Below are 24,938 nucleotides of genomic sequence, written 5' to 3'. Positions count from 1 at the left end.
ATATTAAGGAACGAGATTTAAAAGCTGTTCACCAAGGTTGTAGATAAGCTTTTTAGGAATAGGGATCTGGCATTAGCAATATTAAAAACATTAATAACAACAGCAAGCAAACTAATAACGACCAAACTTGAATGGCTATATCAGCGGTTTACAAAAAACAATAAATACTTAAAAAACAGTTGCTGATTACGTAAGTAAAATTAATGCCTACCATTGCTAGGCTCGCAACACTTCATGTATTTAATAAAACAATCACAACGAAGTTAAACTTATTAATAATGAGTCAACTGGTTAAATAAAAGCCAGAAGCGAACTTTATTCGCTTAAAAGTGGTACAAATTATTGCCCACACCAGAAGTAGATAGGTAAGTGTTAATACATAAGGTTAAAGTTAGCAGGTATTTTTATAGCGATATTCACGTCCGTTTGAGCGACTGTAGCCTGTAAATGATATAAAAAATGCCTCTAACTAACTAGAGGCATTTTTGTCGTTTATAGCCATGTATTGAAGCTTAACTCTAAACGTTATAACAGACTAAACTAAACGTAGTTATACGAAATACTCACTCTCTGCCTGTAAGTTAATTTTCACACACGACAAAGGCCTTAGAGTCTGGATCTTGTCCACGTATTTCAAAACCTCCAGGTCCTGCCAACTCACCGATAGCTAAACGATAGTTGAACCATGAACCTACCTCGTCAGTGTCTAGCTCTGACGTCCAAAAGAAACGAACTAACGGCCAAGTTGATGCTTCTACATGGTGCTCATTCATATAGTCATTAAATTGATTAGCGTTAGAAACTAGTTGCGTTCCTCTTCTTTGGCATTCATCAATTGCGGTTTCAACTTTTAAAGCGGCATAGCCAAACTCAGTTGGGCCTGTCACTTGATTACCGAATTCATCTGTATAAACAATATACTCTTTAGAATCAACGGACTCATCAAAGTGTGTCTCACTTGCCAAAAGAGGACGATGATAAGGAATAAACTCTATGACACTTAATTGCACAGTATCTTTAAATGTGTTGCCTTCAAATACAGCCGAGGCTGTAATATCTGTAATGCCAATAGCTTCACCAGTAACAACACCAGTCTCATTATCGACTGTTGCTACAGCGGTATTACCGCTGCTCCAAGAGACCAAGGTTTCTGCAGTCACGTCTAGTGTTGAACCGTCAGAAAACAGTGCGGTTGCAGTATAAGCCAAGGTCTTACCTTCAGGCACTTTCCCTACTTTTGGCATTACCTCTATTGCCGTCACTGCAGCAGGTGTAACCGTTAGTTCCGCCGGTGCGCTAAACTCTGTGCCATTCACACTGCCCGACGCAGTAATGGTAACGGTACCGACTGCAACTGCGGTTGCAATACCTGTATCAGTATCAATAGTTGCAATATTGCTGTCGCTACTGCTCCACGATAATGCGCTATCAGTAGTCACATCTAGCATACTTGAATCTGACATTAACGCTTGCGCTGTAAAAGCTTGTTCCAATCCAGCTGCAATACTGGTATCGAGCGGCGTAACTTGCAGGCTTGTTACCGTAGCATCTGTTACGGTCAACTTCGCAGATGCACTAAACTCGGTGTCATTAACACTGCCCGATGCGGTAATGGTAACGGTACCGACTGCAACTGTGGTTGCAATGCCTGTATCTGTATCGATAGTAGCAATATTGCTGTCGCTGCTGCTCCACGATAATGCGCTATCAGTAGTCACATCTAGCACGCTTGAGTCTGACATTAATGCTTGCGCTGTAAATGCTTGTTCTAATCCAGCTGCAATACTTGCATTAAGCGGCGTAACTTGCAGGCTAGTTACCGTGGCATCTGTTACGTTCAGCTCCGCTGATGCACTAAACTCTGTGCCATTGGTACGACCCGATGCAGTAATGGTGACTTTACCTACTGCAACAGCAGTTGCAATGCCTGTATCTGTATCGATAGTAGCAACATTGCTGTCGCTGCTGCTCCACGATAATGCAGCATTCGACGTCACATCTAGTACACTTGAGTCTGACATTAATGCTTGCGCAGTAAAGGCTTGCTCTAATCCAGCTGCAATACTGGTATTTGCTGGCGTCACTTGTAAGCTTGTTACTGTGGCATCCGTTACGGTCAGCTCCGCTGATGCGCTAAACTCTTTGCCATTAACACTGCCCGATGCAGTAATGGTAACAGTACCAGCTGCAACACCAGTTGCGATCCCCGTATCAGTATCGATAGTTGCAATATTGCTATCGTTACTGCTCCAAGACAATGCACTATCAGTAGTCACATCTAACACACTTGAGTCTGACATTAACGCTTGTGCAGTAAAGACTTGCTCTAATCCAGCTGCAATAATGGTATTTACAGGCGTAACTTGCAGGCTAGTTACTGTTGCGTCCGTTACGGTCAACTTCGCTGATGCGCTAAACTCGTGGCCATTAGCATTGCCCGATGCGGTAATGGTAACGGTACCAACTGCAACTGCGGTTGCAATACCTGTATCAGTATCGATAGTTGCAATGTTGCTGTCGCTGCTGCTCCACGATAATGCGCTATCAGTAGTCACATCTAGCACACTTGAATCTGACATTAACGCTTGTGCTATAAAAGCTTGTTCTAATCCAGCTGCAATACTGGTATCGAGCGGCGTAACTTGCAGGCTTGTTACCGTAGCATCTGTTACGGTCAACTTCGCAGATGCGCTAAACTCGGTTCCATTAACACTGCTCGATGCGGTAATGGTAACGGTACCGACTGCAACTGTGGTTGCAATGCCGGTATCGGTATCTATAGTTGCAATATTGCTGTCGCTGCTGCTCCAAGACAATGCGCTATCAGTAGTCACATCAACAACTGTGTTATCACTCATCTTTGCTAACGCTTTGTATTTCACACTTAAACCTGCAGGGCTTTGTCCTATAGCTGGCGTAACTTGTAAGTCCACAATTGTGGGCTCATTCGGCCCGGAGATTAATCCTTTATCATCGCTACCGCATGCTGTTAGGGTTAACACTACTATAAGCATCAGTGAAAAAAATTGTATTAATCGTTTCATTGTGGCTCTCCAGTATTAACGTATGCTTTAGACTTAAATTCGACCTCTGTTTTTCTATTCATTGCTCTCCCTTGCGCGGTGTCATTGGTCGCTTTGGGTCTAAGCTCTCCATTACCTCGAACGATAATACGCTCGGCATTAAGGCCCTTTGAAATTAAATGATTGCCTACGGCTTGCGCACGCTTCTCTGATAAGGTTTGGTTATATCCCATTGCACCTTTACTGTCGGCGTTCCCCGTGATCACGACGGTTCCTTGAGTTTGTTTGGCTTTTTCAATCAGTGGTGGTAGCTCATTAGAATCATCATGGAACGAAGTCGAGTCAAAATCAGAATCCAATAAAACTCGAGTCACCGTGGCCGGCACAACAACAGGATTTGCATTTACTGTTATTGTGGCAGGAGTGTTTTTTGTGGTGGTTCTAGCTACTGTTCCAAAGCGATACGTTAGGCCTAACGAGCCAAAGTAAGCGTCTGAAGATGCACGATTATCATTTGCATCGCCTACAAATTGATATTCAGCCCGAACTGATAAACGCTCTGTTAGTTTATAATCAAGGCCTACTGCAGTTGTTAGCCCCCAGCCTGATGGTTTTGAGTCACCCGCCCATGACGTTTCTCTATCAACATATTGATAAGCTCCACCTAATCGAGCATATAGAGCGACGCGCTCGGTTAAGCCATATGAAAACTTAGCCGTTAACTCTGCTCCAGACATATTAGCCTTGGTGTTTCCCCCTTGGTATAATGCCGATATCGTACCGTAATTAGTTGCTCCAGCTTCAATTGCAAACCAGTCACTTAATTGATATCCACCATATAGCCCGTAACCCATAGAGTTATCATCACAGTCGATGGCATTTTTAGCACACGCACCGTGAAACTCAGAGAATCCACCTCTAGCACCAACATACCAGTACGGCTTTTCAAAAGTTACAAATATGCTAGTGTTGGTATTATTTGTTCTTGAGTCTGTTGGTAATTCAGCATTTGCTGCAAATGCTGGTATTATTGGCATCAAGCTGACCAATAATACTCCAGCTCCTGTACTTTTCATTACAATTCTCCCCCATAAGAACTTGCAGTTTTAAACAACATATAAGTGCTAAACCTTATATATTTCATTTATATAAAGCGGGGCATTGTGACAAATAAGCAAACGTCTAATCCATAAGCATCCTCGATAACCATTATGCCAAACACTTATCTAACTAGTTATTTTTTAACCAAAACCCGCGAGCATGCTGAAAAATAACCACAACAGCGTACGTGTACTAACAATATTTTGTTATTGATTTTTGTGATCTATACCCACAATTAGTAAAGGGGTATAGCTAAGCTGAACCAATAACTCAATCAACTAATACATTGTTAGTTATTACAATCACATAAAACATATCGATATAAATATCTATTGAGGGAGGTTTTTCCATAAAAAAACCTCCATTAAGGAGGTTTTTGATTATTTATGGCTAAACTTAGAATCTTTGGCTAAGTCTTACATAATAAGTACGACCAATTACATCATATAGGCCTACATTTACGTCACGATAATCAGCGTAGTTATAGTAGTTCGGTGCTTCAGCATCAAACAAGTTATTAACACCTACTGTGATTGAGCCATTTAATGAATGGTTATAAGCAAATTGTACGTTATGCTTAAAGTAGCTAGCATAATCTTCATAGCCATCCCAATCACTCAATTCACGATAGTACTCTGCTGATTGACTACCAATGTATACTGTGGTCCACGCCGCTTGATAGTCATCGTAAGACCATGATGCAACAAAGTTACCACGCCAATCTGGAGTATCTGTCACCCCAGCATAATCAATCATCGCTGATTCTGCATCATCTTGCTTTTTAAAGTCTAAAACATGAGATACATCAACTTTAAAGTTGAAATCACCAAGGCCTGTTTCTAGGTTGTATGCAGTTACAAAATCTAAGCCAGAAGTTTCAACGGTTGCAATGTTACGAACACCTGACTCAATATATTGAATCTTTCCATCAGGGCCACGTGTTACATATGGAGATGAACCTTCACGTAATTCATCGCGTAAGATATCGTCAACATCAACAGATTCAATCTTATTATCATAAGTAATTGCGTAGTAAGAAAGCTCAATGTTCCAATCATCAGTAACGTTCCATACACCACCAACTGTAAACGAGTTACCTTCTTCTGCTTCTAGATCTGGATTACCACCAAACCAAGTTTTATGTTGATTATTTGGATTACAGTATGTTGGATCAACATTACCTGGAGTATTACACCATAGGTTATCAACTGAACTTTCAAAGCTTAAAGATTGCGATGAGAACATTTCACCCATGTTCGGCGCACGGAAAGAATCACCATAGCTCGCACGTAGTAATAACGAATCAACTGGACGCCAGCTTAAACCAAACTTAGGAACAACAGCATCAAATGTAGATGAGTTAACAACTTCACCTGTAGCGCCGGTCAAAGAACCTTCTTGCTCATAACGTTCATAACGAACAGCTGCAGAAACTTCAAAGTTTGCTGGTAAACCCATTTGTAGCTCAACATAACCGGCAGTACGATCACGAGTAGCATCGACATCATCACCACCAGAACCACCTGAGATGATACCCGCTGCTGATTCAGGATCACTAGTCTGTTTAAAATCAATCATTTCATATTCAGCACCAGCTACCATCGCTAAGCTGAAATCATCTTTTTCCATGATCAAAGTCGATACTAGACCATCAATTTGAGTACTTTCAAACTTACCTTGGTAAACACCGGTATGAGCTGCGCTACGGTATAGATCTGTCATCTGCTGATTCCAGTCTTCGTAACTCATGTTTGTTGTATTAAAGATGTCGTACTGCTCTGAATCAATCCCCTGCTGGATTAAATTGTCGTTTACTAAGTTATAGTTAAATGAGTTGGTTGTTGATGTTGAATGCTGAACATTCGCTTCCCAATCTAGACCGTTCCCAACTTCAATATAGCCAACTAAGCCTGCTAAAATATCAAAGCTATTGGTTTCAGTTAGCGTATCACGCTCACCAAGTTGCACTGAACGCATACGAATTTGAGTAATATCTTCACCTGTTGGGTTATAGATATTGTCTTTACTCATCGTTGGTATATTGGTCGAAACTGGTGTACCGGCATAACGAGTTTCAGTGTCTGCCAAAGATGCTGACGCACGACCTCTAAACTCAAGATTACCAGTAATTTCATAATTGAAGTTTGACAATAAAGAGTTACGAGTTACATCACCAAAAAGCTTTGTCACTTCACCATAGCTATATAAACAGCGACCATGATCATCTTTAACAACATTTTCTGTTTCAGCACAAGTTTCTAAGTTACTTCCCCAACCAGAAGCAGTCTGATAGTTAGGCACTGAACTAAAGCTACTATAAGCATTGTAAGTCGGATCATCCATGTTCCAGATATCACGATCCATTACCGCGTCAGTACCGTAGTATTCATAGGTTAGTGTGATATTGCCTCTATCAGTGTTATACCCCGTTGCGATAGATAAACGATTCGCATCACCACCGTCAATGCTTGGAAGCTCAGCACTATAGTCTAGTTGAACACCGTCAAAATTCTTTTTGGTAATAATGTTCACAACACCGGCTACCGCGTCAGAACCATAAACTGCAGAAGCACCATCACGGAGGATTTCAATTCTTTCAACAATTGCCATTGGGATCGAAGAGGTATCAGCAACTGAGCCAGAGCTTGAACTAGTACCCGGCATACGGCGGCCATCTAGTAATACTAATGTGGCAGAAGAGCCTAAACCACGAAGGTTAACGCTGCTTGTTGAACTCGCGCCAGCGCCATAACCTGACGTACCACGCCATGAACCAAAGCTATTAATAGCAGAGTTGTTTAATACGTCTGCTACTGTTTTCTCACCAGTCATAGCAATATCTGCTGCGTTAATAACTGTAACTGGAGAAACAGTTTCCATATCGACTTGCTTAATACGCGAGCCAGTTACTTCAATACGTTCTACTTTTTCATCTGCCGCTTCTTCTGCATATGCTAATCCAGATAAAGCAACGCTTGTTGCCGCTGCTGCAATAAAGCTTCTACGAATAGCTTTTGCTGTTAATGATACAGAGCTCATATTAATTCCCTCAATTCCAAAAGATAAAACTGGAATAGTTAAATTTATTTTATTTTTATTTAAACGGACGGTTAACGCCTCTGGTTTAAATACTGTTTAAATTTAACTTTTATGTCAACAGTGACAACACAAAAATAACGATAAAGATATTAATTGATACAAAAACCTTAACAACACATTAATACAAAAAACAATATATATATGAAAAACAGTAACTTATTTGCACAAAGCGTTGTAATTAGTAAATTATAAAACTTCATAATTTTAACAACAGCATTAATCTTGAGATGTTACAAAATAGCGGTAATTGTTAACCAAAATTAACAACCCAATTAACGATAACTCTATTAAAAAAACCTAAAAACCTCATCAACAGTGGCTTAGGCTTAAAAGTCAGTTCAAAGAAACCACAAGAAAGGTGTTAAAAAACACGCAATACAAAATAAACATATTCATTACAAATGACACTGTATGTATCAGCAATATTTAATCCTACGTTTCATTTTTCATTCTATAAAATAACGTGTCTCCCAAAAAAAAGAGTTAACATTTAAAAAACAAATGTGACAAAAAAGGTAGTTTTATGCTTTTAATATGTGGAGCTCTATAGAATTAAAACTTTCCCACCACCATAACTGTTAATAAAAAACAGAAGAATTAATGATTAATTCAACAAATAAAGCAATCAAATAGCTACAGATTCAATCAAGACAAATATAATAGTTTGCTAAAGCTAAAAATTGCAGTTAGTTGCACATTCGATAACATGGGCTAGCTAGAGGCAAAAACACTAATCTCAAAGCCAGCACCTCCTTATCGTCGATAAATTACTAACTTAGACTACCCACTTGGCACCAAAATATGCTGTGACTTTGTTACTTCTCATCTAAGCTTGCACTGGTTGCTCGGGAGTTGTGGTAGGAAGAAGCAGACACTCTTGAGAGATGGTTTGGTTTGACATATTGAAGTGAGCAATACCGGACAGTAACTGGCTTTACCATTAAATAAATGTCTGTCTCTTGCAAAAGCCTAACGGCTTTATCGTGATAGTACTGACAGTACGGCTATTCTGAAGCAAGGTACCAACCTACAGTCATGATTGGTGCAATTGACGAGCTAATACAACCACTGAAAACAAAAAAGGAGCCAAATGGCTCCTTTGTTGTTTAACACATTCGAATTAACGAGTGCGTGGGCATAGCTCTTCAGCGCTGAAGAAGTATGCTACTTCGCGCTCAGCAGATGCTAATGAGTCAGAACCGTGAGCAGCGTTCTCGTCGATGCTTTCTGCGAAATCTGCGCGAATTGTGCCTTCTGCAGCTTCAGCTGGGTTAGTAGCACCTAGAATTTCACGGTGTGCAAGAACAGCATTTTCACCTTCAAGAACTTGAACCATGATAGGACCAGAAGTCATGAACGCAACTAGTGCACCAAAGAAAGGACGCTCGCTGTGCTCAGCGTAGAAGCCTTCAGCTTGCTCTTGGCTTAGGTGAATCATTTTAGAAGCGATGATTTTCAGGCCAGCCGTTTCAAAACGGTTATAGATAGCACCAATGTTGTTTTTTGCAACAGCATCAGGCTTAATGATAGAAAAAGTACGTTCGATAGCCATGAAAAGCTTCCTTCTTGAATATAGGGGGTTTTAATTTTCGCGCGGATTATACGAAATTATAGGGCTATTGCCTACCCTAAAACCGCCATCTTATTGAGATAAGTCTGATATCTTGAGGGAAAAACTATAGATGCGTCACATTTAGCGGACACTGCTTTGCTTAAAAAGCCGCTAAATTAACTAAGACTAAACGATTGACCAACTAAATTAGCCAATCGTTTATCACAATATTACTTACGGTTCTTAACCCACATTAAACCAGCAGCAATAACCACTAATAATCCTAGAGCTGGCGCTAAGTCGACGAAATGATGAAACAAACCTACTCCACCATGACCTTCATGAGCAAACGCAATGCTTGGAGACAAAAATATTGTGATTAATAATAGTAACTTATGCATTCCAACATCCCTTTTTATAATTAACGCAAAATAAAGCTTGTATCTGGAACTAACAAGGTAAGACTCCAATTTAGAACAAATTTTGCGAATACACTTGATGCGGATCAACTGCAAGCGTAATTGCTCACTCAACAATCAACAAGCTCGATCGAGATCACACTTATGCTATGCGTATTGTCAAGATGTCCTATTTTTCAGCAATCCAATTGGCTTGAATCGCCTCAAGTACCCGCTCATTGCAGTGACTAGGATCATCATCAAAACAATCTAAAGCCAATACCCACTGATTGAGATCGGTAAAACGAATGGTTTCTGGCTCAACATCTGGATATTGCTCTAACAGCTCTAAAGCGATTTCAAGTGAATCTACCCATTTCAGTGTCATAGTGCTTTTCCTCAGAATTTATACCAATCAGTATAGCCGAACCATAAAAACTGCAGATACAAAAAAGCCAGTAGCGCTAACTACTGGCTTTCAAATCACTAAGCATGTCGGCTAAATGCCTAGCCTTCACTCACCATATTAATGGTGTACTTAGGAATATCCACCACAAGATCTGCTTCAGGCACGCGAGACTGACAAGACAAACGGCTTTCAGGCTCTAAACCCCATGCCTTATCTAACATGTCATCTTCAAGCTCATCGCTTTCTTCTAACTCATCAAAGCCTTCACGAATGATCACATGGCAAGTTGTACAAGCACATGACTTTTCACAAGCATGCTCAATATGAATACCATTGCGTAGTGCAACGTCTAATACGGTTTCGCCGACGTTCGCCTCAACAACTGCGCCATCTGGACATAACTCTTCATGGGGTAAAAATACAATTTGTGGCATAACCTTACCTATATATTGTCAACCGACTGGCCTTTTAGGGCTAGTCTGATTGAATTATCCATACGCTTAGCAGCAAAGTCCTGCGTCGCTGTATCTAGTGCTTCAATAGCCTGTTCAATCGCATCAGCATCGTCTGCGCTTGCAGTTTGTGCAAGTGATGCCATATCAGCTTGGATCGCAGAGCGTTCATCGTCTGATAGTAAATCACCGTCTTTATTGAGTGCGGCATTAAGCGACTCAAGAACACGGGCTGCCTCTACCTGCTTTTCAGCTAGCATACGGCGAGTAATATCGTCTTTGGCATTAGCCATAGAGTCTTTTAGCATGCTACCAATTTCTTCATCACTTAAACCAAATGACGGCTTAACTTGAATACTTGATTGCACACCTGTGGACTTCTCCATCGCAGTAACACTTAACAATCCATCCGCATCAACTTGGAACGTCACTCGAATGTGTGCCGCACCTGCAGCAAGTGGCGGGATCCCTTTCAAAGTAAACTTAGCAAGCGAGCGGCAATCTGCCACCAGCTCACGCTCACCTTGTACTACGTGGAATGCCATTGCCGTTTGACCATCTTTAAAAGTGGTGAACTCTTGAGCGCGGGCAACGGGGATTGTGGTGTTACGTGAAACTACTTTCTCTACTAATCCGCCCATGGTCTCAATACCAAGCGATAACGGAATAACGTCAAGTAATAATAAATCAGATTCTGGCTTATTACCGACTAAGATATCTGCTTGAATCGCTGCGCCAATAGCAACGACACGATCCGGATCAATTGAAGTCAGCGGCTGTTTGCCCATAAAGCTTTCAACTTCTTGGCGTACCAATGGTACACGAGTTGAACCACCTACCATGACGGTTTCAAGTACTTCGTCACTAGTGACATCCGCGTCGCGTAAGGCACGGCGGCAACTTGCAATGGTTTTCTTTACAAGCTTGCTAATTAAACTGTCAAAAAGCTCGCGACTAATCGCTAGCGACAACTCACTGCCATTGTCATCTACGACTGTTGCTGTTATTTCAGCTGCATCAGTTAATGCTTCTTTAATGCGACGTGCTTCGATCTGTATTTTTCGATTGAGGCTCGCGCTAACATCAGTTAACTGCCATTGTTCAATTAAGTAAGCTTGCAGTGCATGATCAAAGTCATCGCCACCTAAAGCGGAATCACCGCCTGTCGCTAACACTTCAAATACGCCTTTATTCAAGCGTAAAATTGAAATATCAAAGGTACCACCACCGAGATCATAAACGGCGATAACGCCCTCTTTACCTGAATCTAGACCATAGGCAATTGCTGCTGCTGTAGGCTCATTTAACAGGCGTAGCACCTTCACACCAAGAAGCGCTGCAGCATCTTTGGTGCCTTGACGTTGTGCATCATCAAAATAAGCAGGAACTGTGATAACCACACCTTCAAGCGTGCCACCCAGTGTTGATTCTGCACGAGCAACCAGTGGTTTTAAAATCTCTGCTGAAACTTGTACCGGGTTAACCTTACCGGCCGGCGTCACAAAAATGGGTAAACCGTTTTCACTTGACTCGAACTCATAAGCAAATGCCTGTGAACCAGACTGAATATCAGCAAGGCTACGACCCATAAAACGCTTAACAGATACAATGGTATTTTGTGGGTCTTGAGCAGAAAACGCTTCAGCTTCAAGACCAACTTGTACGCCGTCTTGAGTGTATCGAACTACTGAAGGCAAAGCGTGTTTATCATCTTCGTCAGGTAAAGTGTTCGCAACGCCACTACGAACCGCAGCAACAAGTGAGTTAGTGGTGCCTAAATCGATCCCGACTGCGAGACGATGTTGGTGGGGAGCAGCGCTCTGTCCAGGCTCTGCTATCTGCAAAAGTGCCATAAATATCCAACTTAAAAAAATGTTGGCTCAAAAACTTGAGCCAACAATATTATAAAATTAACGCCGCTGACTAATCAAAGAGTGAGTCTTCCACCCTAGTCAACTCGTCTTGTAATTTTGCCATAAACTTGAGTTTACGAATTTGATCTGCCGCCTGCAAATGATCAACTTCAACATCGCTAATCAGTAACACTTTCAGCTCTGCTGTGATCTGTTTAGCGTATTGCTCAAATGAGTCATATAACGCTGCTATATCATCTTCAGGTGCATTGCTATCAGCGATATCTTCTAACGCTTCGCGCCATTCCATCTGCTGCATTAAAAATTGTGTATCTTTTAGCGTGGTCGATTCGTGGCTCAGTTCAACCCCTTTCAATGCTAACAAGTGTTCAGCACGTTGGATTGGGTTCTTAAGCGTTTGAAAAGCATCGTTGATTTGCGCAGTACGTTGCACTGAAAGGCGCTTATCTTGCTCACTCGCGTTGGCAAATTTGTCGGGATGAACCGCCCTTTGCAGCTCGCGGTAGCGATCTGCAAGTAAGGCGGTGTCGACATCATAGGAAGGAAGTAAACTAAACAGCTCGAAATAATTCATAGTTTAACTTTTAAGTGACTTAAACGGTAAAACTCTCACCGCAGCCACATTCACCTTTCGCATTAGGGTTATTAAATTGGAAACCTTCGTTTAGACCTTCTTTAACAAAGTCCAACTCAATCCCTTGAAGATAGATAAAGCTTTTGGCGTCAATAATAATTTTTACACCATCAACGTCATACACTTCATCGTCGTCATTCAGGTCATCAACAAACTCAAGCACATAAGCCATACCAGAACAACCGGATGTCTTAAGCCCTAAACGTAAGCCTAAACCTTTGCCGCGGCTAGCTAAGAAACTCTTAACTCGATCAGCCGCAGCGGGAGTGATACTAATTGCCATCTTAACTCCAGGTATTACTTAGATTGCTTAGTTTTGTACTCTTCAAGAGCGGCTTTAATCGCGTCTTCAGCCAAAATTGAGCAATGAATTTTCACTGGCGGTAATGCTAACTCTTCCGCGATATCAGTATTTTTAATCGCACCAGCTTCTTCAATTGTCTTACCTTTAACCCACTCTGTTACTAGTGAGCTAGACGCGATAGCACTGCCGCAACCGTAAGTTTTGAACTTAGCGTCTTCAATAATACCGTTATCGTCAATGCGCAGTTGTAGCTTCATTACGTCACCACACGCTGGTGCACCTACCATGCCAGTTACAACTGACGGATCATTTTTATCAAATGAACCAACGTTACGTGGGTTCTCATAATGATCAATTACTTTTTCGCTATAAGCCATGATACAACTCCAATTTATCTATTCGTGAATTAAGTTAAGGGTTAGTGATGTGCCCACTGAACAGTGTCCAGATCGATACCGTCTTTGAACATTTCCCAAAGCGGAGACATTTCCCTTAAATTACCAATAGATTCTTTAATCGTTTCTATTGCATGGTCGATCTCTTCATCTGTCGTGAAACGACCGATTGAGAATCGAATTGAGCTATGCGCCATCTCGTCATTCAGACCCAAGGCACGTAACACGTAGCTAGGCTCTAGGCTGGCTGAAGTACAAGCTGAACCTGATGAAACAGCTAGATCTTTAAGTGCCATCATTAATGACTCACCTTCAACAAAGTTGAAGCTCACGTTTAAGCTGCCACAAGCACTGTTTTCAATATCACCATTGATATATGTTTCTTCAATGTGATTAATGCCATTCCAAAGCTTGTCACGTAAACGGCGAATACGCTCGTTATCCACTTCCATATCAGCTTTTGCAATTGCAGCCGCTTCACCCATACCCACGATTTGGTGAGTTGCAAGGGTACCACTGCGCATACCACGCTCGTGTCCACCACCGTGCATTGCTGCTTCTAGACGAATACGTGGCTTACGGCTTACGTATAGTGCACCAATACCTTTAGGCCCATACATTTTGTGGCCTGAGATTGATAGCAAGTCGACTTTAGTCTTTTGCACATCAATCGGCATTTTGCCTGCGCTTTGCGCTGCATCAACATGGAATACAATTTTACGTGAACGGCATAGCTCGCCGATGGCATCGATATCTTGGATAACACCGATTTCATTGTTCACTTGCATGATGCTCACTAAAATCGTGTCTTCACGCATAGCGGCTTCAATCATAGCAACTGGAATTAGACCACTTGGCTCAGGCTGAAGATAAGTCACTTCATAACCTTCACGCTCAAGTTGGCGACAAGTATCTAGCACAGCTTTGTGCTCTGTCTTACTGGTGATGATGTGCTTGCCTTTCTTGTGGTAGAAGTGAGCTACACCTTTAATTGCAAGGTTGTCAGACTCAGTTGCACCAGATGTGAAAACAATTTCACGTGGGTCAGCATTGATAAGATCAGCAATTTGGTTACGCGCAATATCAACAGCTTCTTCAGCTTGCCAGCCGTAACGGTGAGAACGAGACGCTGGATTACCAAAAATGCCGTCCATTGTCATACACTTCATCATTTTCTCTGCAACGCGAGGATCAACCGGCGTCGTCGCAGCATAATCTAGATAGATAGGTAGCTTCATCACACACTCCGTACTTTGTAGCCTCTAGCGGAGACCACTTACAACGTACAAAAAATAATTTTTATATAGTTCACAAAAACTGCTAAATGCTAAGTCTTTGCTCCTGCTGCAATTTATCCTGTTTAACGGAGATAAACTGCACATCTCTTTTGTGCATTAATCCTGCTAACGATATGCCATTCAAAAAATCGGAGATTTGATTACTTAAGTCTCCCCAAAGAGAATGGGTTAAACATCGCGTTCCACTCTGGCAGTTTCCCTGACCTTGACAACGTGTTGCATCGACGGACTCATCAACCGCACGTACAACCATACCAACTGAGATCTCACATGCGTCTGTACCTAGGCGATATCCACCACCTGGGCCACGTACGCTTGAAACCAAGCCGTTTTTTCTAAGTTTTGCAAAGAGTTGTTCTAGGTAAGATAGAGAGATCCCTTGACGCTCAGAAATATCGGCTAATGGCACAGGACCATTGGTTGAATGCATAGCAACATCTAACATTGCTGTGACTGCGTACCGACCTTTCGATGTAAGTTTCATGCTACTACGTCTCCCAAAAAAGCATAGGCTAATTTCAACATACCCGACTATTTTAGTCAAGTATAAAACCTAGCGTTTTGGTCAGGTATTAATAGGATCATGACAGGAAATAAATACCCCGTCATTTTGCTGGGGTATTTAACCTGTTTATTAGGCAAGATTCAATGGCATTTGTGATTTTAAACGCACATTCTGCTAGATAATGGGATCAAACTCATCTAATGACTTCTGACGCTTCTGCGCTGCCGCTAATTCTGCTTCGCTAAAATCTTCTACATCAAGCTCTGGCAGCTTCTCTGTGCAGACGCTTCCGCCCATATTTTGCACAGCCTGACACACTTCTTGTACTTTCGAATCCATTAAATGCATGTGATCGAGCATTTGCCCAATTGCGTTAGCAACCGGATCTGGGTTGTCAGGCGAAACCGCATAGGCATCGAAACCGTATTTCTTGGCCATTTCTGTGCGGCGTTGTGAGGTTTCTTTCGATTGTGCTGATGGTGTTGCCACCACTCGGCCGGGAATGCCGACAACGGTAGTATCGGCTGGTACATCTTTTACAACTACAGAGTTAGAGCCAACTCGTGCGCCATCGTTCATGGTGATAGGGCCTAAGATTTTAGCCCCTGCACCAATCACCACATTATTACCTAATGTTGGGTGACGTTTACCTGCCTGCCAAGTTGTACCACCGAGTGTTACACCATGATAAAGGGTACAATCATTGCCAATCTGTGCCGTTTCACCAATGACGACCCCCATACCGTGGTCAATAAAAAATCGATCACCAATGGTTGCCCCCGGATGAATTTCAACTCCGGTTAGCCAACGTGAAAATGTCGATAAACATCGCGCTGAAAGTCGCCAATTTCTAACCCACAGTTTATTACTTACCCTATGGATCCAAATTGCCTGCATACCCGGATAATTGAACAGGATCTCAATCGTTCCGTTAGCGGCTGGATCTCTATGGTAAATAGAGGCTATGTCGTCTTTCAGTCTTGCGATAACACCCATTTAGCTATTTCCCTTCTCGCACTTATTTATCTGTAGTCTCGTTTTTAGCAACGACTCTATCAATCGAAGTCAAAATGCCACGCAAAATGTTCATCTCTTGACGTTCAATACGGGTTCGGCTAAACAAGCGACGCAGCTTAGTCATAACCTGTCCCGGATGATTTTTAATAATGAAGTTAGTCGATGATAATGTCGTTTCTAAATGTTCAAAAAAGTTTTCACGCTCTTTAGATGATGAGAAGTCTTGTTCATTATCTTCGCTTTGCTCTGCAGCACCTGTCGTGTTTGCTTCTTGCGCTAAATGCGCTACGCGCGCCTCATAACAAATAATCTGCACCGCTTGCGCTAAGTTTAGCGAGGTATACTCAGGATTAGCAGGAATAGCTACATGGTAATCACAACGCTGAAGCTCTTCATTTGTTAGGCCGTTATTCTCACGACCAAATACAATTGCTACTGGACCATTAAGCGCAGAGGCAACTAGCTTCTCGCCCGCTTCACGCGGCTCTAGCATTGGCCAGTCTAATGTACGACTACGTGCACTTGTAGCAATCACTAAACTACAATCGGCAATCGCTTCTTCTACTGAGCCCACTGTAATTGCATGCTTTAGGATATCAGATGCCCCCGCAGCCAACGCAATTGAATGACCATCAGGCTCAACCTTTGGCTCAGCTAAATATAAATTGGATAACCCCATGGTTTTCATTGCACGGGCTGTTGAACCTATATTCCCTGGGTGGGAAGTACCGACTAGAACTACGCGAATATTGCTGAGCATGAAACTACTTATTTTTTTGAAAGAACACGTGAAAGAATGTTACCACAAGCGGCTCATTTTGCTTATACAAAAATCAGCATTTGATATAACGGCAAAATAGCGTATAATCCGCCTCCGATAATTTATATCCGTTCTTTTACATCCAGGGGATTTGCAATGCTTCCAATGCATACTATTGCTGTGCGCGCCGCTCGCGCTGCCGGCCAAACGATTTTGCGTGCCTATGCAGAACTAGACCGAGTTGAAGTCAGTTCTAAAGGTATTAACGACTACGTGACTAACGTAGACAAGGAAGCTGAAGCTGCAATCACGTACCAGATCCGTAAATCTTACCCAGACCACACTATTGTTGGTGAAGAAAGTGGTGAGAACAAAGGAACGAATAAAGACTACGTATGGATTGTTGACCCTCTGGATGGCACTAGCAACTTCGTAAGAGGCATTCCTCATTTTGCTGTTTCTATTGCTATGCAATATAAAGGCAAAACGGAAGTCGCTGTTGTTTACGATCCAATCCGTGATGAACTATTCTCTGCTGTTCGTGGTAAGTTTGCTAAACTTAACGATTTCCGTATCCGTGTAGCGAACAAAGATTTAGACGAAACTATCATTGCTACTGGTTTCCCATTCAAAGCTAAGCAACACACTGAAACTTACATGAAGTTATTTGCAACTGCTTTCACTCAAGCAGCTGACGTACGTCGTGCAGGTTCTGCAGCACTTGATCTAGCTTACCTAGCTGCTGGCCGCGTTGATGGTTTCTTTGAAATTGGTCTAAAACCATGGGATATCGCTGCAGGCGATCTAATCGTTCGCGAAGCAGGCGGTACTGTTACTGATTTCACTGGTAACCACAACTATCTAATTTCAGGCAACATTGTTGCTGGCTCTCCAAAGACAACAACTGCATTAGTTAAGTCTTTCCGCCCATTATTGAGCGAAGCACTTAAGCGTTAATTGACGCTTTACATAAAAACCGCCTAAGGGCGGTTTTTTTATATCTGCGTTTTGGGCTGCCGACTTCTGCGTTGATTAGCTTTTAAGGGAATAATACCAATCAGTATAAATATTTAGTCACTCAGCGAGAGTTTAGCGGTTTTGAGGCAAGGCAACGAGCGAAGAGCATAGTTGCTCTACGTTCAAGGTCGTTAACACAGCATCAGAATCGCTAAAACTCGCCATTCTGGAGCGTTTTTGGCTGCCTACTTCTGCGTTGATTAGCTTTATAAGGGAATAACCATTATTGCAGCTATTCGCCTTGAATTAGTTTGCCAAAAACCGCTCTGAGTTGATCAAATTCTTGTACTGATTGGTATAAGCATTATTACAGCTAGTCGGCTTGAATTAGTTTGCCAAAAATCGCTCTGAGTCGATCAACTTCTTATCGCGATTGGCATTACACTCACTCGCTGTTGTCGATACAATTGATTTTAAAGCGTTTAGTAATGACACAATCCGTTATCTAGCCTTAGCAAATCAAAACATCTAATTTACTATTTGTATTTAATTGACTTGGCAAGAGAAAAATATCCATCCACATTGTGAATAACATCACATCGATAATGTCACATTTTTTTGATTTGCTGATACCCTTTATCAAACGACTGCATTAGGGAGCATCATGGATAAAATGTATCGAAAATATGGCATTACCAGTATTAAGGCCATAGAACATCTAGTACTTATTATTATTGCTATCGCCACTGTTGTAGCGATTGGCCAAGAGATTAAACATATTTTTGATGTGGGTGCTGTTGCACTTGCTGACTTGCTATTACTGTTTATCTACCTTGAAGTACTGGCAATGGTGTCGCACTACGCCGAGTCAGGTAAACTGCCGATCCGTATGCCTTTGTACATTGCCATTGTTGCGCTAGCGCGTTATCTCATTTTAGATATGAAAGCCATGGATGATTGGCGAATTATCGCAATATCCTTATCAACATTAGTGTTAGCAGCCACGGTGATTGTGATCCGCTGGGGACAACTAAAACTCCCCTATCCTCGCCCTAATGACGAAGAAGAGAAATAATCAAAAAGCCCAAAGCACTGCTTTGGGCTTTTTTGTCTCTGCAGCTTTTGTTATTGACTCAGTTGTATTATTTACTGTTAATATCGACTTAAATGATGGACTCAAGGATTAGCGCTCATGGAAAATTATAGAGAAGATAGACGTCAATCTACTCGAGTAGATATGGAATCTGAAAAGGTCTTAATCAGCATACAAAGCGAACTTGATGTAATTACCAAGCCAAGCTTTGCACTTTGTATCGATTTATCTCGTAAAGGCGCTTTACTACAATGCAATCAATCAATGCCTTTAGGCACTTTGATTGCCGTGACATTTAATCCTGATATGGATAATGAAAACCAAGTTAAAGGTCAGGTTTGCCGCTGTACACAAATAGCAGACACCTGTTTTAACGTCGCCTTACAACTGATTTGATATCGTTTGTCGAATACACCAATTCGGCCAATACTGAGTAGTCAACGTAGTCGCTATCAAATATAAAAAGCCCGCATCAGCGGGCTTTATTTTAGTGATTACAAATACGGTCTGCCGCAGTTGCAATGCCGTCATCAGAGTGAATGAATTTGCCCTTTTTCTCAAGAAACTCAATTAGCGCGTCTGCGTCCATCTCAGATGCTGAGCAAGTATGATAACGAGCTTGCTCGCCAAAGGTTTGTTGCATCAGTGATTTCAATGCGTCTTTTGTTAGCGATTGCCCGTGCGCAAGCATAAGCTCCATCACCTTATGGCCATGAATTGAATCAAGTGTTGGTTGTGACATTACATTTATCTCATTAAGCTGCATATATTAAACACCTTATACGCCATATTGCTGTTGAAAACTTTGATCTGCTTGGCAGTCATATCAAAACAACCAAAATTATCTAGGTAGATTTAGCTAAGTGAGCTTATATTGATACCAATCAATATAAACATTTAGTCACTCAGCGAGAGTTTAGCTGTTTTGAGGCAAGGTAATTAACTACTCCTGCTTTGATGACATTCACCACATCTGCCCCCCATGGATGGAGGAAATGTCTTATTAATGTCTGGAACATATAAGACCATGTGGTTTACAACGAGCGAAGAGCATAGTTGAACTAGGTTCAAGGTTCCTCTTTGTTTATTAAGAGTCACAGCATCAGAATCGCTAAAACTCGCCATTCTGGAACGTTTTTGGCTGCCTACTTCTGCGTTGAATTACTTCACAAGGGAGCAACCATTCTTTCAGTTATTCGCCTTGAATTAGTTTGCCAAAAACCGTTCTGAGCTGATCAAATTCTTATGCTGATTGGTATAATTAAGTGATCACCTATTAGATAGCCACCAGCCTTTTCAACCAACGAGTCTTACATGTCACTAATCTTACTGCTTACACAACAGATGAGCCTATATATGGTGATCGTCTATCTTTTGAGTAAGACTCCTCTGTTTAAAGTCTTTACCGAAGGTGCTAGCCGCCTGCCTCATAAAGTGTATATCTACTTTATTTTTTCTGGCTTTTGTATTTTAGCCACTTACTTTGGCGAACAAACTAATGATGCGATAGCCAATACCCGCGCAATGGGTGCTGTATTAGGCGGCTTGCTAGGTGGACCAGTCACCGGCTTTTTTGTTGGCCTCACCGGTGGATTACATCGTTACAGTATGGGCGGATTTACCGACTTAGCCTGCGCCATATCAACCACACTCGAGGGCTTGTCTGCTGGGTTAATTAGCTATTACTTGCGACGAATAGGTCAACAAGAGTTAATCTACTCACCTTTAATGGTTTGCATCATTACCTTTGCCGCAGAAGTCATGCAAATGCTGATTATTTTATCAGTCGCGAAGCCATTCGATCATGCTTGGGATTTAGTGCAGCAAATCGCGCTTCCGATGTTACTGATCAACTCTGTTGGTGCGGCGCTGTTTATGAGTATTATCCGCGATCAAAAAGCCATGTACGACAAGATGTCATCGGTGTTTTCAACTCAGTCTCTGCGTATTGCTGAACGCAGTGTCGGGATCTTATCGACAGGCTTTACTCAAGAAGCCAGCAAGCAGGTTGCGCAAATCATTATTGAAGAAACCAAGGTTGGCGCAGTCGCGATTACTGACACAGAGAAGCTACTGGCATTTTGTGGCATAGGCGATAACCACCATATAGCGGGCACTCCTATATCTTCAAAACTCACTCAAGATGCAATTGAGCAAGATAGAGTGATGTTTGCTGATGGAGTAAATACTGCTTACTCATGTTCTATCTCGAGCGAGTGCCAACTAGGCTCATGTTTGGTGATCCCACTCCGTTCCGATGCAGAAGTCATTGGTACAATTAAGTTATACGAGCCGAAGAAAAAGCTATTTTTAAATATTAATCGCAGTTTAGGCGAAGGCTTAGGTCGGCTACTTTCAAACCAAATTCTATATGGCCGCTTTGCCGCGCAGCAGAGTCTACTCACTCAAGCTGAGCTTAAACTCCTGCAAGCGCAAGTCAACCCGCACTTTCTATTTAACGCGTTAAACACTATCGCCGCGATTATTCGTCGTGATCCGGCAACGGCGCGGCAGTTAATTCAAAATTTATCGCAATTTTTACGTATTAATTTAAAGCGTACTACTGGCCTAGTTTCACTGGCTGACGAGCTTGAACATATCGACTCTTACTTAACTATTGAAAAAGCCCGTTTTATCGATAAATTAAGCGTCAAGATTGAAATACCTGAATCATTACTTCAGGCTAAGTTACCCGCTTTTACCCTGCAGCCGATTATTGAAAACGCTGTTAAGCACGGTATTTCTCACATGTTAGAGTCAGGTGTTATTGTGGTAAAAGGCCAACAGTTAGCTGATGAAAGTTTACTGTTATCGGTTACTGACAATGCAGGGCTTTACTCGCCAAAAGCAGAAAATGAAGGGCTAGGAATGAACATTGTCGATAAACGTATTCAAAATATGTTTGGCGCTCAATATGGTGTTGCTGTTGAGTTTGAAGCAAACAAATACACTACAATCAGTATTCACTTACCTAATATGAGATCCTAACCGTGATTAGTTGCATCATCATCGACGATGAACCCTACGCTAGAGAAGAAATTGCGGTATTACTTGAAAACGAGCCCGATTTTGACGTCGTGGCACAGTGCAGCAATGCCATTGAAGCTATGCAAGCGATCACTAAATTTAAACCCCAGCTGCTATTTTTAGATATTCAAATGCCTAAAATTTCGGGACTTGAACTTGCAGCCATGCTCGATCCAGATCATCTGCCAAGAATTGTGTTTGTCACCGCTTTTGACGAATATGCGATCACCGCCTTTGAAAAGCAGGCATTTGATTATTTGCTTAAACCTATTGATGATGCACGCTTTGCCAACACATTAACCAGGCTCCGCAAAGATCTTACTCCCAAGGCATTAGGACCTATTGTTGACGAGAAGCTCGCCCACATTCCTTGCTTTAGTGGCAATAAACTAAAAGTGATCGCCAGCGATGCCGTGCAATATATCTACAGTGATATGAGCGGTGTACATGTTGCTACCGCAACCGAACTTGTACACACACATATGACACTGAGAGTACTTGCTGAAAAAACCTCACTTGTTTTTTGCCATAGGCAATATCTAATCGCCCCCGCCGCTATTGCTGAAATTGAAGTGCAAGAAGGCTGCGCTGAAGTAACCACCCGCTCAGGTGCTAAAGTGCCAGTGTCACGACGCTACTTAAAACAACTAAAACAACTCTTTGGTTTTCAATAACCGTTAAGTGCAGTTCTCCGTTTCATTGACAGGTTTTATCTATACCTAGTACTACAGCTTAAATAATGGTGCAGAAGTGTAGGGATTTGCTACTACTAAACTGCACCTCAAATCAGCATAACCACTAACCTCCCTATACTGCCGCTTAGTTAGGTCATTTGACCACTGAGTCAGTTGCCACTTTCACAGACTTTAGATCTCTATACACTCGCGACCATTCTATGTTTGGAGAGTTAATATTTATGACGTGGTTTTTACTTTGCGTCGGTCTGTTGATCGGTGGTTACTTTATTTACGGTGCATTTGTCGAGAAAGTTTTCGGCATCAATGCTAAGCGTCAAACCCCGGCGTTTACTAAAACAGATGGTGTTGACTATGTGCCGATGTCAAAGGGCAAAGTCTACTTAATTCAATTATTAAATATTGCTGGCGTAGGCCCGATCTTCGGTCCGATTCTTGGCGCACTTTACGGTCCTGCCGCCATGTTATGGATTGTACTCGGCTGTATCTTTGCTGGTGCGGTTCACGACTACTTCTCAGGTATGTTGTCAGTTCGCAACAATGGTGAGTCTGTACCAAGCCTTGCCGGTAAATACCTAGGTAAAGGCGCTAAGCACTTTATGAACGTATTTGCCATCATTCTACTGCTCTTGGTTGGTGTGGTATTTATCTCTGCTCCTGCTGGCTTACTCGGTAAGCTAACTGGCTGGGATGTGAGTATTTTCGTGGGTATTATTTTCTGTTATTACCTCATCGCGACTATTGTGCCTGTAGACAAGATCATTGGCCGCTTATACCCATTCTTTGGCGCATTGTTAGTGTTTATGTCTGTTGGCTTAACTATCGCATTAATCATATCTAGCGAGCACAGCTTATTACCTGGCGTTGAAGTTGGTGACTTCTTAACTAACCTAAATCCAAATGATATGCCTCTTTGGCCTGCACTGTTCATTACCATTGCCTGTGGCGCTATTTCAGGTTTCCATGCAACTCAGTCACCATTAATGGCACGTTGCGTTGAAAACGAAGCAAATGGTCGCTTTGTGTTTTTTGGTGCAATGATCGGTGAAGGTATTATTGCACTGATCTGGTGTGCTATCGCATTGTCATTCTTTGGTGGTGTTGAAGGACTTAACGCTGGCATGGCAGGCAACCCTGCAAACGTAGTTTACGAAGCGTCAACTGGTTTACTGGGTGTTGTAGGTGGCTTCTTAGCGGTATTAGGTGTAATTGTACTGCCAATTACTTCGGGTGATACCGCTTTCCGTAGCGCTCGCTTAATTCTAGCCGAGTTCTTCAAAATGCCTCAAACTGAACTACCAAAACGCTTAATGTTTGCTATCCCGTTATTCGCTGCGGGTGCGGTACTTACACAGGTTGATTTTGGTGTTATTTGGCGCTACTTCGGTGTGGCTAACCAAGCCACTGCGGTAATGATGTTATGGACTGCATCGGCTTACTTACTGCGCCTCAACAAGTTCCATTGGATCTGTACTGTACCAGCGATGTTTATGACTACAGTGGTGATTAGCTTTATGCTTAGCTCACCAACTCTAGGTGCTGGCCTGCCAATGATGCTGTCTACTGTTGCAGGTATCGTATCAACTCTGGTTATCACGGCTTTAATTATGCTTAAAACCAAAGGCAAAGGTGACATTGAGGTCGCTGAAGAAGCTTAAGCTAGTGAGATTTTGTCACAACAAAAAGCCAGTCTTATGACTGGCTTTTCATTTTGTATTTGGCTAACTCAAACGATGAAATCGTTACTCTTGCAGTCCTTTAAGTAGCTCAGGTTCCACAAGTACTGAGTTATCGTTATCTGAGATCCAGATCTGGCCTTCGCAGATATTAAACTGCAATGCCATATTGCGCCCTACCAACTGCCCCATAGCTTTAACTGACTCTTCTGGAATATTCCAGATAGTCAAATTATCATAGCGCTCTAGCGCGGCTTCATTTTGCTTCCACCAAATAGGCACACTTCGTCCACCATAGGTGATCAATTGCACCTGTTTAGCTCGGCCGCATGCTTTACGCAACCATTTCTCATCACTTTGACCAAACTCAACCCATAAGTTGATTTCATCTGCTAACGACTTATCCCAAAGCTCTGGTTCATCGTCAACACATAAGCCCTTGCTGAAGGTAAGTGAGTCGCTAGCATTCATCGCGAAAGCCAGTAACCTTACCATCATGCGCTCATCGGTCTCTGAGGGATGCTGGGCTAAGGTTAATTGATGATCTTGATAGTAGCCGCGATCCATATCTGCGATTTGAATTGCGACTTTAAATACGGTTGCTTTAAGTGCCATAGGAATGTTCACAAATTAATTTGTGGCAAGTTTACCTTAAATTGCTGAAACAAC

The 24,938-nt window shown here is 42.1% G+C and carries 23 protein-coding genes; 6 read left to right on the top strand and 17 right to left on the bottom strand.

Going from position 1 to position 24,938, the window contains the following annotated elements; translation table 11 throughout:
- Positions 1–581 precede the first annotated feature (581 nt).
- From L884_RS22610 to trmJ, 15 genes are all read right to left on the bottom strand, one after another.
- A complete protein-coding gene (locus L884_RS22610; protein ID WP_051435595.1) occupies positions 582–3,044 on the bottom strand; it encodes a beta strand repeat-containing protein in 2,463 nt (820 codons plus the stop codon).
- Positions 3,041–4,099, bottom strand: coding sequence for an outer membrane beta-barrel protein (locus L884_RS0109265; protein WP_028767236.1), 1,059 nt, complete (start codon positions 4,097–4,099; stop codon positions 3,041–3,043). The genes L884_RS22610 and L884_RS0109265 overlap by 4 nt, the downstream gene beginning before the upstream one ends.
- Before the next feature lie 421 nt (positions 4,100–4,520).
- The gene (locus L884_RS0109260) at positions 4,521–7,163 is read right to left on the bottom strand and encodes a TonB-dependent receptor (RefSeq protein ID WP_028767235.1); all 2,643 of its coding nucleotides are present in this window, start codon (positions 7,161–7,163) and stop codon (positions 4,521–4,523) included.
- 1,180 nt (positions 7,164–8,343) lie between these two features.
- The gene (gene ndk / locus L884_RS0109255) at positions 8,344–8,775 is read right to left on the bottom strand and encodes a nucleoside-diphosphate kinase (protein WP_028767234.1); all 432 of its coding nucleotides are present in this window, start codon (positions 8,773–8,775) and stop codon (positions 8,344–8,346) included.
- Between the two features lie 230 nt (positions 8,776–9,005).
- Positions 9,006–9,176, bottom strand: a complete 171-nt coding sequence (locus tag L884_RS23160) for a hypothetical protein (protein ID WP_169731784.1) — start codon at positions 9,174–9,176, stop codon at positions 9,006–9,008.
- A gap of 187 nt (positions 9,177–9,363) precedes the next feature.
- On the bottom strand, positions 9,364–9,561 hold the full coding sequence (gene iscX / locus L884_RS0109245; RefSeq protein WP_028767233.1) for a Fe-S cluster assembly protein IscX: 198 nt from the start codon (positions 9,559–9,561) through the stop codon (positions 9,364–9,366).
- A 119-nt stretch (positions 9,562–9,680) separates the two neighbouring features.
- On the bottom strand, positions 9,681–10,016 hold the full coding sequence (gene fdx, locus L884_RS0109240) for an ISC system 2Fe-2S type ferredoxin (protein ID WP_028767232.1): 336 nt from the start codon (positions 10,014–10,016) through the stop codon (positions 9,681–9,683).
- An 8-nt stretch (positions 10,017–10,024) separates the two neighbouring features.
- Positions 10,025–11,887, bottom strand: a complete 1,863-nt coding sequence (gene hscA, locus L884_RS0109235; protein ID WP_028767231.1) for a Fe-S protein assembly chaperone HscA — start codon at positions 11,885–11,887, stop codon at positions 10,025–10,027.
- A gap of 70 nt (positions 11,888–11,957) precedes the next feature.
- Positions 11,958–12,482, bottom strand: coding sequence for a co-chaperone HscB (hscB, locus tag L884_RS0109230; RefSeq protein ID WP_028767230.1), 525 nt, complete (start codon positions 12,480–12,482; stop codon positions 11,958–11,960).
- A 19-nt stretch (positions 12,483–12,501) separates the two neighbouring features.
- Positions 12,502–12,825 carry an iron-sulfur cluster assembly protein IscA gene (gene iscA, locus L884_RS0109225; protein ID WP_028767229.1) on the bottom strand — a complete coding sequence of 108 codons (324 nt, stop codon included), beginning with the start codon at positions 12,823–12,825 and terminating at the stop codon, positions 12,502–12,504.
- Positions 12,826–12,839: 14 nt separating this feature from the next.
- Positions 12,840–13,223 (bottom strand): Fe-S cluster assembly scaffold IscU, encoded by a 384-nt coding sequence (gene iscU / locus L884_RS0109220; protein ID WP_028767228.1) that lies wholly within the window; start codon positions 13,221–13,223, stop codon positions 12,840–12,842.
- A 41-nt stretch (positions 13,224–13,264) separates the two neighbouring features.
- The gene (locus L884_RS0109215) at positions 13,265–14,479 is read right to left on the bottom strand and encodes an IscS subfamily cysteine desulfurase (RefSeq protein WP_028767227.1); all 1,215 of its coding nucleotides are present in this window, start codon (positions 14,477–14,479) and stop codon (positions 13,265–13,267) included.
- A gap of 82 nt (positions 14,480–14,561) precedes the next feature.
- Positions 14,562–15,023: a Fe-S cluster assembly transcriptional regulator IscR gene (iscR, locus tag L884_RS0109210; RefSeq protein ID WP_028767226.1), complete on the bottom strand. Its 462-nt coding sequence runs from the start codon at positions 15,021–15,023 to the stop codon at positions 14,562–14,564.
- Positions 15,024–15,218: 195 nt separating this feature from the next.
- On the bottom strand, positions 15,219–16,040 hold the full coding sequence (gene cysE, locus L884_RS0109205; protein ID WP_028767225.1) for a serine O-acetyltransferase: 822 nt from the start codon (positions 16,038–16,040) through the stop codon (positions 15,219–15,221).
- 22 nt (positions 16,041–16,062) lie between these two features.
- A complete protein-coding gene (trmJ, locus tag L884_RS0109200) occupies positions 16,063–16,821 on the bottom strand; it encodes a tRNA (cytosine(32)/uridine(32)-2'-O)-methyltransferase TrmJ (RefSeq protein ID WP_028767224.1) in 759 nt (252 codons plus the stop codon).
- Positions 16,822–16,977: 156 nt separating this feature from the next.
- On the opposite strand from trmJ, the gene suhB reads away from it, so the two are divergent.
- The 3 genes from suhB to L884_RS0109180 all read left to right on the top strand — a co-directional run bounded on the left by suhB (position 16,978) and on the right by L884_RS0109180 (position 19,267).
- The gene (gene suhB, locus L884_RS0109195) at positions 16,978–17,778 is read left to right on the top strand and encodes an inositol-1-monophosphatase (protein ID WP_028767223.1); all 801 of its coding nucleotides are present in this window, start codon (positions 16,978–16,980) and stop codon (positions 17,776–17,778) included.
- Between the two features lie 664 nt (positions 17,779–18,442).
- Positions 18,443–18,853 carry a phosphate-starvation-inducible protein PsiE gene (locus tag L884_RS0109190; protein ID WP_028767222.1) on the top strand — a complete coding sequence of 137 codons (411 nt, stop codon included), beginning with the start codon at positions 18,443–18,445 and terminating at the stop codon, positions 18,851–18,853.
- Between the two features lie 117 nt (positions 18,854–18,970).
- Positions 18,971–19,267 carry a PilZ domain-containing protein gene (locus tag L884_RS0109180; RefSeq protein WP_028767221.1) on the top strand — a complete coding sequence of 99 codons (297 nt, stop codon included), beginning with the start codon at positions 18,971–18,973 and terminating at the stop codon, positions 19,265–19,267.
- 91 nt (positions 19,268–19,358) lie between these two features.
- Here the strand turns inward: L884_RS0109180 and L884_RS0109175 are convergent, their stop codons facing one another.
- A complete protein-coding gene (locus L884_RS0109175) occupies positions 19,359–19,613 on the bottom strand; it encodes a YecH family metal-binding protein (RefSeq protein ID WP_028767220.1) in 255 nt (84 codons plus the stop codon).
- A 572-nt stretch (positions 19,614–20,185) separates the two neighbouring features.
- Here L884_RS0109175 and L884_RS0109170 point away from each other — a divergent pair.
- The 3 genes from L884_RS0109170 (at position 20,186) to L884_RS0109160 (ending at position 24,251) form a co-directional block, all read left to right on the top strand.
- Positions 20,186–21,859, top strand: coding sequence for a sensor histidine kinase (locus L884_RS0109170; RefSeq protein WP_028767219.1), 1,674 nt, complete (start codon positions 20,186–20,188; stop codon positions 21,857–21,859).
- A gap of 2 nt (positions 21,860–21,861) precedes the next feature.
- Positions 21,862–22,572: a two-component system response regulator BtsR gene (btsR, locus tag L884_RS0109165; protein WP_028767218.1), complete on the top strand. Its 711-nt coding sequence runs from the start codon at positions 21,862–21,864 to the stop codon at positions 22,570–22,572.
- 242 nt (positions 22,573–22,814) lie between these two features.
- Entirely contained in the window at positions 22,815–24,251 is a 1,437-nt protein-coding gene (locus L884_RS0109160) for a carbon starvation CstA family protein (protein WP_028767217.1), read from the top strand.
- An 84-nt stretch (positions 24,252–24,335) separates the two neighbouring features.
- Here the strand turns inward: L884_RS0109160 and L884_RS0109155 are convergent, their stop codons facing one another.
- Positions 24,336–24,884, bottom strand: coding sequence for a YaeQ family protein (locus tag L884_RS0109155; protein WP_028767216.1), 549 nt, complete (start codon positions 24,882–24,884; stop codon positions 24,336–24,338).
- Between the last annotated feature and the right edge of the window lie 54 nt (positions 24,885–24,938).

Source organism: Shewanella fidelis ATCC BAA-318 (assembly GCF_000518605.1).
Lineage (GTDB): Bacteria > Pseudomonadota > Gammaproteobacteria > Enterobacterales > Shewanellaceae > Shewanella > Shewanella fidelis.
This window is presented reverse-complemented; position numbering and strand designations above follow the sequence as displayed.